Consider the following 15,096-nt stretch of genomic DNA (forward strand, 5'->3'; position numbering starts at 1 on the left):
ACGAGAGACACCGTGTGCTATTCCGCGAGGGTCTGGGCGGACTACAAGAAGTACGTCCGTCTGTATGGGGCCGACGTGTCGGTCAAAGAATTTTTCGAGCTGTACTGGCTGCGCGCTCAGGGGGAGAAGGTATCCGTCCTCGGAGGGATGGATGCGGCGTTCAAGGACGCACCGGGAGCCGATGAACAACGCATCTGGCAACTGGTCGAGCAGCACCACGCCAGGCTGCGCGCCGGCCTCCAGGAAGAGCTGGCCAAGCAACAAGAGCGGCTGGAGACCGCTGAGCTGGCGCTCAGCCGCAAGCCGACGAAAACCGCGGCAGAGAACAAGCGCGTCGCCACCAACAAAATTGCAAGCATCACAGAGCGCCTGGCCCAGCTCGACAACAGCGACCTGCTCGCCGCTGAAGAACGCATTTTTCCGGGGACCTATGCACCGGTGATGGTGTGGCTCGACGGCCGTCGCCAGGTTCTTCCGATGCGTTATGGCTGCAGGCCTGCCGGAAAACCTGCGGACTACGACACCCGATTCCCGGGCACCTACAACGCCAGGCGGGACAACCTCGATGCGTTCTGGCGTGGTCAGTTTGGGCACACGCACGGGGTGGTGGTGGCCGCGGCGTTCTTCGAGAACGTGCCGAGGCACATGGCCGAAGGCCGAGCACTGCACCCCGGCGAGTCGCCGAAGTCCGCGGTCGTCGCCTTCCGCACGAACCCGCCGGAAGACATGCTGCTGGCATGTTTATGGTCCAGGTGGAGTGCGCCAGGCCAACCCGACTTGCTGTCCTTTGCGCTCATCACCGACGAACCTCCACCAGAGGTCTTGGCGGCGGGGCACGACCGGTGCGTCATCCCCTTGCGTCCTGAGAACCTGGACGCTTGGCTCAACCCGGACCCCAAAGACCTGATGGGTGTGTACCGGCTGCTCGACGACCGTCAACCGGTGACGTACAGCCACACCCTCGTGAGCTGACGCCAGCCCGTCCGACGTGGGCTCATGCACGGTTGGTCGACGCAAGCTGGAAATGCAATAGCCGGGCCTTCAGCGCATCGAGGACACCCGGCGCACTGAGTCCAAGAACGCTGTCGCAGTGAATCAAGTGGTCCCGGTACTCAGGTACCCAGCCCTCTGCATCGTCGTCGAGGGCCACCCAATGAATCGGCTTTCTGCGGGCCACATCGCTAAGAATTTGCACGCCCCGAGGGAGCGCTTCAAAGTCATTTCGATTCATCCTCGTGTGAAAAGTCGCCCCAATGACCCGCACTTGCAGGCCTGGGCTCAGTCGCTTGACCGCACGGCTGTACCGCCGCACTCGAACCCATGACGTCGACAAAACAATACGCACATCAGGGAACGATGTGAGCACGTTCTCGAGCAAGGGCATGTGCTCAAACAGCTGATACCCCGGCGTGTTGACGTAGGCGCCGCGGCGCGGATGCCACCAGACATCCTCATGATGGAGCACGCCATCAAAATCCAGATAGAGCACCACACCGCCCCGACCACGCAGTGTTTTCATGTTCACCTCACTTGAATGCTTTTCATGGACCGGCGTGAATACGGAATCTTTCACGTTGCATCGATGTCGACGACACACGCATGCTCAAACGCCATGTTTTCAAACTGCAGAGAACCCACGTCCGGTGCCGCTGAAATGTTCCGGGCGTAGCCCCGGGGGTTCGCGACGACTCGGCATCCTGCAACCTTGTAGTTGAACGAGTCGTGGACGTGACCGTGCAACCAGGCGTCCGCCTTGTGCAGAAGCTCGGTCAGGTCGCTCGCAAAGGCGGCGTTTGTCGGGTCACCTGCATACCGAGGATGGACAGAGAGAGGATGGGGCGCGTGGTGAGTGACGACAACTGTTTTGCCGTCGTAGTCTTGTGACAGTTCTCGCTCCAACCACGCTCTAGAGATTTCGTGGTCTCTCAACGCATGCTCCGGCGAAAACAGTTCGCCATTCCTTGTCCGGATGAGTCGGTGGTCGTTAATGCGCAGTCCGGCGTGCTCCATCAGTTGGCGTTGAGTCCGATTGCTACGCAGCCGGTAATCAGTCCAGAGCGTACAGCCCAGAAATCGAACACCGCCAAAATCAACGACATCCCGCTCCAAAAACCGCACTGAGGTGCCTCTCGACGCTGCCCGAAGTTCGTCAATGACAGACTCGATGCACCCTCCGTACGCCTCGTGATTTCCCAGCACATAAAGCACCGGGACCGGCCAGTTTCCGAACAGGGCGATGGCGTTCGACGCTTGTGCAACGTCTCCCGCGAGGACGAGCACATCAGCCTGGTGCGCCGGACGAATCAACGTCTCGCCTGGGAACGAGCGCGCCAGGTGTTCAAGATGCAGGTCTGAAGCAAGCTGAAGTTTCATGGTGAAGTTCCTTCCGAAAGCGCCAGTGAATCGAATGGTCAAGCCGCAACTGCTTTCTCTCGAAGTCCCGGCAGCAGTGCGGCCTGCGCAAGGTCCGAGAGTCGAACCAGCGCCCCGCGAACAGCTCCGCTGGGCAGCCGCTTGCCTCCCAATAGTTGAATGCCCCCCAGGCGTTCCAACAGTGCCGAGGACTTGCTTTCCAGCGAGTGGGCCAGCGTGGATAGCGGCACATAGGACTGACTGAAGGCCAGCAATTGTTCCGGCATCACGACCTTGCACGCCTGCCCACGCAGCATGATTTCGTGAGACCCCAACAGGCCTTCGTCAATCCAGTGGCGAACACTCTCCCATTTCCAGCCCGTGAGCTTGGCCAACTGATTCACAGACAGGCCAGCGTCGAGCACCGGACGACCGAAGTACCGCTTGACCTCGGACACCTTGTATCGAAGGCTTCCGAGCTTTTCGCCAGCGGCTACCGCGCACAGCTCGCCATTGGAGATGGCGCGCAGCACAGATTCGATGGCCTTCTTGTCGCCGATACGCCGACTGGTCAGTTCTTTGATGGCGATGGTGCTTTCCGAGGTCTTCACCTTCTTCACGTGCCCACGTGCACTGGCCTCAAAGGTCGCCAGCGACTCGACAAGCACGGCCCCTCCTTTGATGAGGTCCGTGCGCCAGTTGACGTCGACCACGACGAGACCTGCCTCCCCCATCCGCGCAAGAATGGAGGGACCGATGCCCAGATGTGTGGCCGCGGATTCAATGGACATCCACCGGTCGCGTTCTTCCTTCAACCTTTGTACTTCCTCCTGCGGCATCTCGTAGCAAAGGCCGCGAGTGCCCAGGCGCCGCGTCCGGTAGTTGGCTTTGCCGGCTTTGAGGTGTTGCACCAGGGTGTCACGGCCAACGCCCAAACGTTTGGCGGCCTCGGCCACCGGCAAGTGAGAATCCACGCCCAGCTCAGCTGCGACCAGATGGTCGACGATGCCGTTGAAGTCCCGCGCCGCCACTTCGATGACCACTTTGAGGAACACCTGCAACGGCCCGTTTGCGGTGGCACCCTTGAGTTGCTGGTACCAACGTCCGAGCAGCGCATTTAGCGTTCTCGCCTCGGGGCTGCCCGCGGCAATGCGCTCTGCGACGTGGGCTTCAAAGCGGTGAGGCCAGTCCAACAACAGCACATCTAAGGGGCGCAAGAAGTTGACCGCGTCCTGAACCGAGCGCGGAGCAGCGGTGTTACGCCTTGGGCCAGAGACCGAAGCATCGTATTGCTGGCACAGGGTCCGAACCAACAGCACGAGGTCGCTTACGTCCGCACCCGAAATGCCCGGTTCAATGCCTCCGGACGTCGCCCCCGCTGTGCTCAGCAAGCTGGCCAGCCACAGCTGTGCCGGCGTGGCCCGTTCTGCCTCAACGCTGCACAAATCATGTCCACATTGGCACAGCTCGATTCGCTCCCGGTTGTGTGACAAATAGTCGCCGCAGGCGGGGCAACGGTCGACGAGTTGTTTGCCATGGTGGGGGCATGCAATCACGTAGCTGTGCTCCCAGATGGCACGCAGATGGGCAGAGGTTTGGAGGCATTCGGGACATACCGCGTCGTGGCCGAAACGGTGAAGGCTGCGCCAGCTTCTGGCCGTCGCTTCGCGCGCAGCCAGCTGCTGTGTCCACCCGTGGTCCAGTTTGAGGGCCTCGGCCATGTGCTCGGGTTGAGAAAGCAGGCCGGTGCGTGACGGGGAAACACCTGCCGCGTGTGCGAGCTCCTTCCAGTTCCAGAGAGCGTTTGCACAAGCGAGGCGGCGGTAGAAGCCGAATGGGTCCTCATCGTTATGGGGAGGGAAAGTGATGGTCAGTTCCATGGAGAATCTTTTTCAGTTGAGCAGGCGGCGTGCGCCCATGGCGTTCGACTCGAGCACATACCCGTGGGCCTGGTCGAACTCGATGGACGTGATGCGGTCGTTGACGAACGCTGGGTGATTGGGGTGACCTGCTGCTTCGATGGAAATGGCCACCTCCTGGCAGTCGGCCAGGCTCAGCGGTCCCGGGGGGATGTCCTCGGTCTTTGCCGCCAGCTCCTGCATGAACACCGCAACGATGCCGATGAGGCCACCGCTGAGCAGGTAACAATGGCCGATGAGCTGTTCGCGCGTCATGTCGATGGGCCAGCCCGCCTCTTCGAACAGCTTGGCGTAGGTGAGCACGCAGGTCGCAAAGGCCCGGCGTTCGTCCTCCACTTGCCAGCGATAGGGGCGGAACTCTTTGCAGGCCAAGGCCCGCAGTCGCAACTGTTCGTTGGCTTCAAAAATCCGTTGGAGCTTGGGAACCCCGAACAGAAAAACTGTCAGGTTCATTTCGTCGTGCACCGACTTGAACCAATCCCCCGCAGCGCGGGGTGTGACCTTGGAGCCTGCTTCGACCAGGTGACTGGCCTCTTCAAAGATGAGAACCCGAGTGCCCGCCAGCCGGAGTTGGTCGGCCATGCGATTGACCATGGCACCTGATGCCAGGCCCCGCTGCGGCTGGGGCGCACCCAGGGCATCCAGAACACTGAGCGGCAGCAGCTTGGGCGAGATGTTGGGCAGCAGGGGGACACGAACCACTGGAACGATGCGGCGCCCGTTTTCTCGGGTTTCGGGATACAGCCGCGTGAGCGACTTGCCCAGCATCGTCTTGCCCACCCGTGACGGGCCCACGAGCCAGACGATGCGCGGAGAAAATCCCGCGAGCGTGTCGTCAATGCGCTTTTTGAACGCCGCATGCAGACTCGCGAACTCGAGGTGTTGCAGTTCGGAGGCTTCGACCCGGCGGCGAAGTTGTTGAGCAGCGTGGGTCATCCGGCATCCCCCGAACGGCGGTCAATGACGGGCAAGAGTTCGACATCGGAGAAGTCCGCGGTCGCCGTGTCTTGGGCAGCAGCGTTGGTGGAAGCGTTTGTGGTCAATGGTGCTTTCTTGGCGCGGTTGACGGCCTCAGAATGCTTGGCCTTGGCCGATGTTTCCTTGGATGTCGCTGGTTTGTTGGTCTTGCTGGCGCCCTTGACCGGCTTGGGCGGCGTGTGGGCTGAGCGGGTGAACACGTCGTGCCTGAACTTCAAGCGTTCGGCTTCGCCGACCTTGTCGTTCTCACAGGCGTCCTTGAGAACTTGCGTGGCTTGGTCAAAGCTGTACGCGGGCGTGGTCTCACTGACTGCGGCGTTGACCAGCTCTAAGAGCTCTTCTCCAGGGCCCAGAACAAACAGGTGGCGGAAATCATCGGGGTCGATGAGCACGTCCACTGGGTTTTCACCCACAAGGCTGAGCAGTCGTGGCATGGACTTGCCGATGAACGAAAAACCTCGGTACGTGATACCGGTCTTGCGTGAGAGCGTGCGACTTTCATATTGATACATGGTTTTTTTCCAATCTTGGCGTGAAGGGGGCAAAGCGACCGACTGTCCCCGTACATGGGTTGCGTGGTGCCAGCGCGTCCAGGGCGTCCTGCCACGGGCCTCGGGGTCGGTGAAGGTGGTCATGAGCAATCGTTTGAGCTTGTGATTGGCCCAGTCTTCCAGGTACCAGCGCACTATCCAGCGCTCGATTTCTTCAAGCGTCATGGGCAGGTCGTTCAATTTTTCCGGGTCACGCTCACCGTCGACATCGTCGAACCGTGTACACCCCGGCAAGGTCTGCAGCGCTTCCTTCAGCGAGCGATTCAGGCGCTCGATGTAGGGCTTCTCTTGAGGCGTGTGGGCTTTGCAATGCATCACGTCAATGAACAGATGTGAGAGCTTGCAGATGCGTTCTCCCTTGTTCTCGGGGCCGTTGTCGACCACAAGGAGCATGGGCGTGCCGAAACAGTCCTTCTCGGTCGAGAGCCTCAGGGCCTTGAATTTGTCAGCCTTGGAATAGAGGATGGACTCGATGCACTGCAGCGTGTTGGTGACATTCGGCGAGCCCACCACGAGCTTCCAGCCCACGGGCATGCCGCTGTAGCAGTCGATGGCGTGCAGCCAGTAGATGCTGTGGCTGACGCCATCCGCGGTGACGATTCGCCAGGGCAGGTGCAAGGCGTCTTGTTCCACCCGCTCCAGAAGGTGAGAGGTTGTGATGGGGGCCTTGACCACCGACTTGAGGGAATTTGCGGTCCTGGGGTCCATCCGCTCGATGTCAAGTTCCGGACCAAACTCTTCAACGACGACGTCGCGTACGTACGTTCTGCTGATGCTGTCGTCGCTGGGGATGAAGCTTTCGACCACGGCCACGGCGTTGACGTTCAAGACCAGGTCGCGCAGCGTCCACCGCGAGTCGGCTTGCAGGAAGTGCGCTTTGGCCATGGAGACGACCAACTGCCGAACCTTCTGGCAACGCCTTGGGAGCCGATTGCCTTTGTTCTTGTCACCGGTGTAGAGCGGAAGGTCGTTTCGTTCGCGTTCGAGCAAACGGTAGATGGTGGCGTCGGAGGGAAACGTGCCCGGGGCTTGTCCACTTTTTCGGTTTGCGCGCACGCGCTCGGTGGCCTGACGAATGGTGATGGAAGCTGTTTTGACCAGGCGTCTGATTTCCTGAACTATGCTCAGCGCGTACTGGGTTTTTTTCGCCAGTTCAGGGTCCTTCTGAACCTGCGGACTGGTCTTTGGAAGCGTGTGACCCGGGCGCTCGTGAACCCACTCACCGCTGGCGATGCCTTTTCGAACGTCGTCCAGCTTGAGGAACACCTCCTTCTCCGAGAGCTCGTCAAACAATCGGATGCGGCCGGCCACGGCAACAGCGTCGGTGACCACATAGCGCATGTCATCGCCGCGCATGACCAGGCGGTCGTTTCGCAACAGGTGCTTCATCGCTCAAGCCCTCCAATCAACCGCAGATGTCCCAGGTCACCGTAGGCGGGCCTGGCAGGCATGGCCCAGTTGATGGGCGCCTCGAGAAGTTCAGCCGCGAGATATCCACGGACGATGAGCAGTGGCATGGCGTTGGCTGGTACCCCGAGTGCAATGCCGTAGTCCCCCAGCGCCACAGCGCCTGCCTCGTGTGCCGCATCCACCACCTCAACAGTGTCCTTGGCGAGCATCAGGTCACTTCGTTGAAAAACATGCCTGAGCACCCGGGCGTTCGCGTAGACAGGATGGGTCCGGTTGGCAGGCATCACCAGTTTGCGCAGCCGATAGCCGAATCCGTGCAGCACACTGGCGGCCTCCTCCAGCTTCACCCGGTAGTGGCCATCGCCTTCAAAGGTCTCCAGCTTGACCTCAAGGGCTTCCGAGTTGCGGTTCACGAGCGTGGTTTCGAAGTCGGGGGTGTAGAACACATCGCCATCACGAAAACGGTGCCGCAACCGCGCTTCTGACAGTTCTTCGCGGGTTCGCAAGATGCGCCGGTCCACGATATCCACCGTGAACGGCTGCGTCTTGAACGACGAGACCGAGGGGTCGATGCTGAGCAAGTGGGCGACGATGAGCTCAGCGTGGCTTTCTGGGGCCACCAGTCCCCCCGCTTTGTCTGAATACGATGCGAACGACCGCTTGCCGTAGGTCGACGCAACGTCGCGAATCCCCGTGTCCAACAGGCGCCGCAGGGGGCGCCGCGCGAAAGTGCGCTTCATAAAGATTTCCTCCAATTGCAATCACAGACCTAAAAATGCCTGTGAATACGTCTAGCAATCGGAGGTGGCTGTCTAAAGTGGCGCGACTTTAGATGCACAGCGGAGCCCGCGGGCTGCTGCATGGATTGCACTTGACGTGGTGGAGAGACGTGCCTGAGGCTCAGGACGTCATCGTGAAAATCGACGGGGGTCGACTTTGGTGGTTGACTGGCGATTGCACCAGCTGCGTTGACCGCATAGTGAACTGATTCTGTGTAAGCGAGCGCATGCTTACGCGAATATTTATGTCACACAATGCAGTCTTCAGCTTGTCAATCGTGGTTATCTGCTCAACATCCTGCTCTCCAATCCAATATATGTATCAGGGAGGCGGAAGGTAATTCAATCAATTGGATGAGGTCAATCCAATTTATTCAATCTGACTTCTTGAATTGATTGATTTGGGTAATTTTAGATTGGAGTGCGGAATGACTTTAAATAAAGAAATGTGAACTCTAAATTTAAAGTCTTTGATTTGATGTGGCAATCGGCCAGTTTATGGGATGAAAACAATCTGAAAACTCGTCGATGAGTTTTCGCCATTGGTTCTGGTTTCCAGGGACGCCGGACAAGATGCACAACATCTGGGTTGCCATCATCAGGATGCCGTTTGAAGCTTGCTTCAGTGGGAGTTGTGTCAGTCCCCATCACGACCACTTTTTCATCCACGTACCAAGCCGTCTGATTTCCCCACTTCTAGTTGGCTGAATCTGCGCGCCTGAAGTAGCCTCGCTGCTTACTCTTGCCTTCTTGCGCATCGCCTTGGCGCACCAGTCGGTTGCATGCGGACAGCACCGCCCAAGGGACAAGCTGCAGCGCGTCTGCAATGCTCACATAGGGCACTAGCTCGCTCGAGAGGTGGTTGCGCACCAGCTGCACGACCTCCTCCATCGGCGTGTCGAGCTCGTCGCCCCAGTCGCACCAGTAAATCTTTGACCGCCATAGGATGAAATGACTCTTGCAGCCCGTCTCTCTCCACACAGAGGGGAATAGAGAGAGCTCTTCCTGAGTGCCGTACACGCGCCAGGCCTTCCCCGCACGTGCATCCAAGTTGATAGTGAGCAACTCGCCGCAACCGTCAGGGCACGCCATCACCAGAGAGCGGAGCACGCCCCGGTTCACCAGGGCAGCATCACCTGGCAGCTTCAGCAGTGGGTTCGCCTCATGTCGCTGTTCAACTTGCGCCTTGAACGCAAGACAGCTTGCCCTCTTTTTCATGCAGTTTCTACCTGTGGGGTCTTCGCCACCGTGGCGAAACTCATGACCAGCCGATTGGCCAACCAGTACGCAAAGCACCTGCGAAATTCATCCGCGTCGGTATCGCTTGTGTTCGCTTCGAAACTCGCATGGCGCAGCAGGAAGACTGCTAGTACGCGCTTGTACTCGTCGTGCCCAAGGACGCAGCTGCGCCCGATACGCCGAATCTTGCTCAAGCACACATGAATCCAACAGCCCTGGTCGGCGGCAGCGCCGTCCAGCATTGAGTCGATGGTGTACGGATGGTAGAGGTTTTCTATCCAAGATTGCCACTGCTTGACATCAAGGCCATCAGCCTGGAAGGCAAACCAAACCTCAAGGCTGGCAGCGTCTGCACAAGCCGGCCCCTTGTCCGCCTGAGCGAAGTCGATGACGATTGCGTCGTCTTTGCGTACACGGACGTTGTCCCCGTGCATGTCGCCGTGCATGACGCACTCCAGCCAACTCTGGCGCGGCGCGCTGATGAGGCGGCGCCACAGGGTCGTTGGAGGCCGGACCTCCCCGCCGAAGAGCAGCTGCGCCTGCTTAACGCGATGGCTCGGAATGCTGGCGTGCCGGTCATACGCCGCCAAGGCTGCGACGACCGAGTTACTGCCCTTGTGCGGTTCGGCGCGCTTGCGCCACCCCGTCAGGGTCTCGTCGAACAAGGCAGCGATGTACTTCTCGCCACCCCCGGCCTGGGCGCACTCGGCCAGCGACTTGGAGCCTTCCACGAACGTGCCGACCAGCACGCCCTCAGAGACGCCATAGATGGACCTCTCCATGACGAAATTCGGCCTGAGGTTCCATGTGATGTAGTGCTCCGCGTGCTTGCGAAAGCGCGTTAGCTCGTCCAGCAGCTTGGCGGAGTCGCCAAGCTTGATAAAGAACGGCATCGGCTCGGGAAGCGGCGGTGACGCGTTGATGGTGGCGTGACCGATGAACGTGCTTGCCCCAGAGTAGCCGGCTTTGATGGGCGTTAGCTTGAGGATGGAGCTGTCGTTGAACGCACGCTGTAGCAGCAGCTTGGGTTGCGGAGTCAAATTGTTGATGTCGCCCTGGAAAGTCAGGCTTTGGTTTGCAACCGGTCCGGGGTCGTGCATCAAGGCCTCGTTAGCCAGTTCGTGGGAGGACACCTCGTCATTGCGGACGATGACATTGCGCGCACTCGCATGCTTGGGCACCAAGGCATCGATGGCCTGGGTCACATGGGTGACTTGGGCCACGTCGTCGGAAACAACTACATAGACGAGCAGGCCCTCGTCAATGCAGGCAACAAGGTGGCGCTCGAGCACATCCAGGGTCGCGTCGAACTCGGTGTCCGCAGCCCAGAAAACCGCGGCACGGGCATAGCGCATTTGCGGCGGCTGCAAGGTCACCAACTGGAGTTTCATCTCCCGCCCGGCAATCTCCGTCTCGTGCTCCTTACGGGGCGCACGACCGAACCAAAGCAGATTGGGGCGCTGCAACGGCTTCATCGCGCATCTCCGCGTGTGGGCAACGACCAACGCGCGCCTTGGCCCAGAGCACCTTCATGCGAGCAGACGATGCAGTGCGGGCGTGGGTCTGCCGCAACCGGTCGCACCGTGCCCCGCATCGCATCAAAGGTGAGCATCCGCGCTCTGGCTGGCATGCCGGTCACGGCAGATAGGAACATCGTGACTGCGGCCGAGGAGACCTGTGAGTTCAGCGAGATGACGGCAGGCTGTGGCACTTGCTCGCCGACGATGTACCGGTCCTTGCTGCGCTCCTCGGGCGTCATCATCTCCCGGCGCACTTGCTCGGAATCCAGCTTGTCGGTGCAGACAAGGCACGCCAGGCCAGGGCTGAGCATCTGCACGCGACCGCCGATGTACGTGACGATGCCGCCCTCGGCGCCGATAGCGACGCCCATGTCGATGCATGGGATGAAGTACTGGTAGGCCAGCTGATTCATAACCGCCCGGCTGGCCATCGAATCCGTGCAGCCGAAGATGAAATCTACAGCGGTCAGCGTGGCGGCAACATCGGGATGGGTTACGTCACCTTGCAGCGTTTGGCATTGAGCTGTGGCGTTTATGCGTTTGATGTGCTCCGCGGCGACATCAACCTTCGGGCGGCCGATGTCCGAAGCGGCAGCACCCACCAAGCGGTTCAGATTCGTTAACTCCACATGGTCCGGGTCCATGAGAACAAAGCGGGTGATACCAAGGTGTGCAAGCTGTTGTGCCACAACAGACCCAGTGCCACCGAGGCCCACGATGGCAACGGTCAGCATGCTCAGGGCGAGTTGTCCGCTTTCACCAAATGCGCGCACCTGTCGGTCGAATGTGCCGGCAGCGCGTGAACTTGGCCTGGCGGGCATTGCGAGTTCTGTCCCGACAAGGGTGACGGGTTGGACCAAGCCTGGCCCCATTGTGCGAGCATGTACCTGATGCGAAGTGATGACTGCGGTGAGGTTGGCGCGGCCGGGCAACCGGCGGTTGAAGTAAGCGGCCAAAGGCGGTTCTCCACCGTCGTCGACCATGGAAAAGCCGTCCAGAGGCTGGTTGCCGATGTGGGTGTGCGCAAGCAGCACCCCGGCGCTGTGGTGCTTTGCCTGATTGGCCAGGTGTGAGCAGAACTCCGGCTTGAGTGTCGCCGCGGTGGCGGTTCGCACGAGGTAGGCGTCGTCGGGAACGGGCCGCAGGTCAGCAACCAAGGAATCGCGCTCACCGTTCCGGGTGCCGCCCGGTAGCACCAAGCCCGCGAAGCATGTCTCTGTCGCAGCACTTGCTGCGGCTTGCTGCAGCGGGGTGACTTGGTCCAGCTTGAGCTTGAGCATGAGTTACATGGCCTTGTTCAGGCGCTCGCGGATGGAGGCCATCCAGGTGTTGAAGTCGTCGCGGCCAGCGTTCCAGTGGTCCGTGTGCCAGGAAAACCAAACGTTGCCGTTGAGAACCGCCGGCCCGTTGCCGAAGCCACTGGCGTGCGGCGTCACCCCCGACGCGAGGCGCAGGTCCGGGTCCACCCAGAAGCAGTCCAGCCTGGAGTATGGGTAGCCCGGCTGCGCCCAGAAGTGGACAGCAGTGGATGACTTGCTCCACCCGGGCGGCAGGCTGATGTTCGGAACGGTGATGACAGAGCCGCTGCCCGGCAGGTCCTGCATGCTCGCATCAGGGTGTCGGGCGCGCAGGCGCTGCAGGTGAACCTCGAGGGGACCTATGACAACGGCCTCCATCTCGTTCACCCGAAGTTGGCGGGCGGCACCGTGGTGAAGCGCCGCGGCCCGTGACCATGACCCAGTTTGAGCGACACGGAGTCGCCGTCGCCGATGACCTTGTTGGGGTCGTTTCCCTGACCCTCCATCTCCAGTCCCGACCCCGGAGGCAGGTTCGCGATGCGCGACTTGATGTACGCGCCGGTCACGACCTCTTCGTCGGTTTCGAATTTCTCGTCGTTGACGAAGAAGAAGTACTTCTTGTCGTGCTTGCCGGCATCGCCGGCGTTCGTGTCTTGGGCCATGGTTTGGCACCTCCTTTGCCTGCAGCATACCATGATTCAGATTTCGTGTCATTACACCAAGTGTAATGTTGTAATCTGAACTCTGCGGCCGGTACACTTCGGGCGATGAAGGTCTACTTCCAGCACGGCAGTACCTTGGACCGCCTCGAGACCGACCCGCGCTTCGACGCAGGGTTTCCTGCCGAGGTCGTGACCATGTACCGCCGGCGCATTCAGCAACTCCGCGCCAGCTTGAACGAGCGGGACATCCTCCAGTCTCGCGCTCTCGACACGCGCCCCGTACCCGACCGGGGCACTGACTTCCAGTCCATCTTTCTGTGCGATGGCATGAGGCTTGTCCTCCACCTTCTGGGACCCAAGCCAAGGCGAGAGGTCGCCATTCTCGAAATCATCCAGGTTAAGCAACCGGTCAGGAGACTCAAATGAGCAACTACTACATGCCGACCGAGCAAGCACGAACGCCTGCGGCGGTATGCCCTCCGGGGGACATCCTGAAGGAAGAACTTGCCGCTCACAAGTGGAGCCAGCAAGAGCTGGCCGACATCCTGGGAAGACCGCCCCGACTCATTAGCGAACTCATTGGCGGCAAGCGAGCAATCACACCCGAAACTGCTATCGGGCTGAGTGCTGCTTTAGGTAGCTCGCCGGAATATTGGATGGCGCTGGAGACCTCGTATCAGCTATCCAAAATTCGGAGCTCCCCCGAGAGCATCAAGCGCAAAGCGAGCCTTTACGAAAGGTTCCCCGTGCGCGAGATGGTTCGCAAGGGCTGGGTGGATTGGTCGGATGACTATTCAGAACTTGAACAGCAAGTCTTTCGCTTCTTCGGCATCAGAAGCTTGTCCGAGGAGCCTGTTCTGCCTCACGCCGCAAAGAAGACGCATTCGACACGAGCCCCCACCATTGAGCAGACAGCTTGGTTGTTCAGAGTTCTCTCGCTGGCAAAGACGAAGACCGTGACGACGTTTTCTCCTAAGAAACTTCAAGCAGCATTGGACTCAATGAAGCCGCTCCGAATGGAGCCGGAGGACGCATCCAAAGTCGCTCCGCTGCTCGAATCATGTGGTGTGGTTTTGGTGTTCGTCGAGCCGATTTCATCTTCGAAGATTGATGGCGCCTGCATGTGGATTGAGGACACTCCCGTTGTCGGGATGACGCTGAGATATGACCGTATCGACAACTTCTGGTTTGTGCTACGTCATGAGCTCGAACATGTCCTCAACGGCGACGGGAAGAAAGAATACATTCTTGACCTGAGCGTTGGTGAGGACAACGGAACTCTCCCCGGGATTGAAATCGTCGCAAATGCAGCTGCTGCAGACTTCTGCACACCGCAAGATGAACTCAGTCACTTTATTGCCAAGTTCTCTCCGTATTTTTCAGAAGAGCGAGTCTTGGCGTTCTCCCGAAGCGTACGGGTCCATCCGGGATTGGTGGTCGGACAACTTCAACGCAAACTGAATCGTCACGACTTCTTGCGCAAGCACCAAGTCAAGATTCGGCAATGTGTTTTGAGTACTGGTGTGACTGATGGCTGGGGCATTCAGGCTGTAGCACATAGCGATACTTAAGGGCATGGACCAGAGGAATCTCGCGAAGCCCTGTCCAAGGGGCTAAGGTTGTTCGACTTGCTCAAGGATGTGCAAGTGCAAGCAAAGGAGCGGCGAGGCTGACGGTTTGGTCTTTCAACATTGGGGCTGTGCGTCCCCCCCAGCGGACGGACCACTATTCCACGGAGGCGTGCACGAGTGGAGTAAAGCCATGCCTGAAAGCGTTGACGATAGACCGGGGGGTGAGCACTTCAGCGATGAGCTCGGGGGCAAACACCGTTGGCGCTCCGTAGCCCTTAAACGACCACTGAAGGTGGCCGCGGTCAGCAACCAAAAAAGCCGCACCGTCTACCGCAAACATGGAACCGATTGGGAGTTCGCGAACCGGGGCGTTGAAGCTCACTTTGGTCCCATTTTGATGGGCGCGTTCCTCGTGAAGCGCGGCATCGATAGTTGGCATTGGGACAAAAGTTTCTGCGGGTACGTTGGCGGCGGTCCATGCGGCTTTGAAGGCGGCGCTTCGTTTTCTTTGACAGAAATGGCAGGGACGATGACCCGCAGAAAACGCAGTGGCTTCATCCAGAAAAAACAGCTCTGAGTAGTTGTTCAACGTCGAAAAGGGCTTCGCGCGCCGTATTCCCTCAAACTGCAAAAGGCACGTCAACCAACGCTCGTGGGCCCATTGTTTGACTACTTTTTGGTCGGCATTGTGCAGGACACCTCGGTTGCCCATCAGTGTCCCTCGCTCGGATACAGCACACAGCTTCCCCCATGGGTCAACGCGGTTTTGAAGCATGCGGTCCTCCTCAATAGTTTTTGAAGGTGCAAGAGGGCCTTC

The 15,096-nt window shown here is 59.6% G+C and carries 16 protein-coding genes; 4 read left to right on the top strand and 12 right to left on the bottom strand.

Translation table 11 applies throughout. The features are described from left to right. Positions 1–12: 12 nt before the first annotated feature. Positions 13–972, top strand: coding sequence for an SOS response-associated peptidase family protein (locus F3K02_RS16300; RefSeq protein WP_177136680.1), 960 nt, complete (start codon positions 13–15; stop codon positions 970–972). A gap of 22 nt (positions 973–994) precedes the next feature. Here F3K02_RS16300 and F3K02_RS16305 read toward each other — a convergent pair whose 3' ends face one another. The 12 genes from F3K02_RS16305 to F3K02_RS16355 all read right to left on the bottom strand — a co-directional run bounded on the left by F3K02_RS16305 (position 995) and on the right by F3K02_RS16355 (position 12,708). Further along, positions 995–1,519, bottom strand: a complete 525-nt coding sequence (locus tag F3K02_RS16305; RefSeq protein WP_177136795.1) for an HAD domain-containing protein — start codon at positions 1,517–1,519, stop codon at positions 995–997. 50 nt (positions 1,520–1,569) lie between these two features. After that, positions 1,570–2,373, bottom strand: coding sequence for a metallophosphoesterase (locus F3K02_RS16310; protein WP_177136681.1), 804 nt, complete (start codon positions 2,371–2,373; stop codon positions 1,570–1,572). 38 nt (positions 2,374–2,411) lie between these two features. Further along, complete coding sequence (locus F3K02_RS16315; protein WP_177136682.1) at positions 2,412–4,232, bottom strand: TniQ family protein; 1,821 nt, start codon at positions 4,230–4,232, stop codon at positions 2,412–2,414. Positions 4,233–4,244: 12 nt separating this feature from the next. After that, positions 4,245–5,207, bottom strand: a complete 963-nt coding sequence (locus tag F3K02_RS16320) for a TniB family NTP-binding protein (protein ID WP_177136683.1) — start codon at positions 5,205–5,207, stop codon at positions 4,245–4,247. Next, complete coding sequence (locus tag F3K02_RS16325; protein WP_177136684.1) at positions 5,204–7,189, bottom strand: hypothetical protein; 1,986 nt, start codon at positions 7,187–7,189, stop codon at positions 5,204–5,206. Before F3K02_RS16325 ends, F3K02_RS16320 begins: the two co-directional genes overlap by 4 nt. Then, positions 7,186–7,950, bottom strand: coding sequence for a hypothetical protein (locus F3K02_RS16330; RefSeq protein WP_177136685.1), 765 nt, complete (start codon positions 7,948–7,950; stop codon positions 7,186–7,188). Before F3K02_RS16330 ends, F3K02_RS16325 begins: the two co-directional genes overlap by 4 nt. A 500-nt stretch (positions 7,951–8,450) precedes the next feature. Further along, the gene (locus tag F3K02_RS28000; protein ID WP_425485615.1) at positions 8,451–8,630 is read right to left on the bottom strand and encodes a DUF6988 family protein; all 180 of its coding nucleotides are present in this window, start codon (positions 8,628–8,630) and stop codon (positions 8,451–8,453) included. A gap of 55 nt (positions 8,631–8,685) precedes the next feature. Then, positions 8,686–9,207, bottom strand: a complete 522-nt coding sequence (locus F3K02_RS16335) for a ubiquitination-like system serine protease family protein (protein WP_177136686.1) — start codon at positions 9,205–9,207, stop codon at positions 8,686–8,688. Next, entirely contained in the window at positions 9,204–10,703 is a 1,500-nt protein-coding gene (locus tag F3K02_RS16340; RefSeq protein ID WP_177136687.1) for a phosphotransferase, read from the bottom strand. The genes F3K02_RS16335 and F3K02_RS16340 overlap by 4 nt, the downstream gene beginning before the upstream one ends. Then, entirely contained in the window at positions 10,700–12,028 is a 1,329-nt protein-coding gene (locus F3K02_RS16345) for a HesA/MoeB/ThiF family protein (RefSeq protein WP_177136688.1), read from the bottom strand. The genes F3K02_RS16340 and F3K02_RS16345 overlap by 4 nt, the downstream gene beginning before the upstream one ends. A 3-nt stretch (positions 12,029–12,031) precedes the next feature. Next, entirely contained in the window at positions 12,032–12,352 is a 321-nt protein-coding gene (locus F3K02_RS16350; RefSeq protein WP_177136689.1) for an E2/UBC family protein, read from the bottom strand. 77 nt (positions 12,353–12,429) lie between these two features. Then, a complete protein-coding gene (locus F3K02_RS16355; protein ID WP_177136690.1) occupies positions 12,430–12,708 on the bottom strand; it encodes a hypothetical protein in 279 nt (92 codons plus the stop codon). Between the two features lie 105 nt (positions 12,709–12,813). Between F3K02_RS16355 and F3K02_RS16360 the strand changes: the two genes are divergently transcribed. The 3 genes from F3K02_RS16360 (at position 12,814) to F3K02_RS16370 (ending at position 14,856) form a co-directional block, all read left to right on the top strand. After that, positions 12,814–13,134, top strand: coding sequence for a hypothetical protein (locus tag F3K02_RS16360; RefSeq protein ID WP_177136691.1), 321 nt, complete (start codon positions 12,814–12,816; stop codon positions 13,132–13,134). Continuing rightward, a complete protein-coding gene (locus F3K02_RS16365; protein ID WP_177136692.1) occupies positions 13,131–14,279 on the top strand; it encodes a HigA family addiction module antitoxin in 1,149 nt (382 codons plus the stop codon). The genes F3K02_RS16360 and F3K02_RS16365 overlap by 4 nt, the downstream gene beginning before the upstream one ends. Before the next feature lie 190 nt (positions 14,280–14,469). Continuing rightward, positions 14,470–14,856, top strand: coding sequence for a hypothetical protein (locus tag F3K02_RS16370; protein ID WP_177136693.1), 387 nt, complete (start codon positions 14,470–14,472; stop codon positions 14,854–14,856). The last annotated feature ends 240 nt before the right edge of the window (positions 14,857–15,096 follow it).

Source organism: Hydrogenophaga aromaticivorans, from assembly GCF_013387465.1.
In the GTDB taxonomy this organism is placed as follows: Bacteria; Pseudomonadota; Gammaproteobacteria; order Burkholderiales; family Burkholderiaceae_C; genus Hydrogenophaga; species Hydrogenophaga aromaticivorans.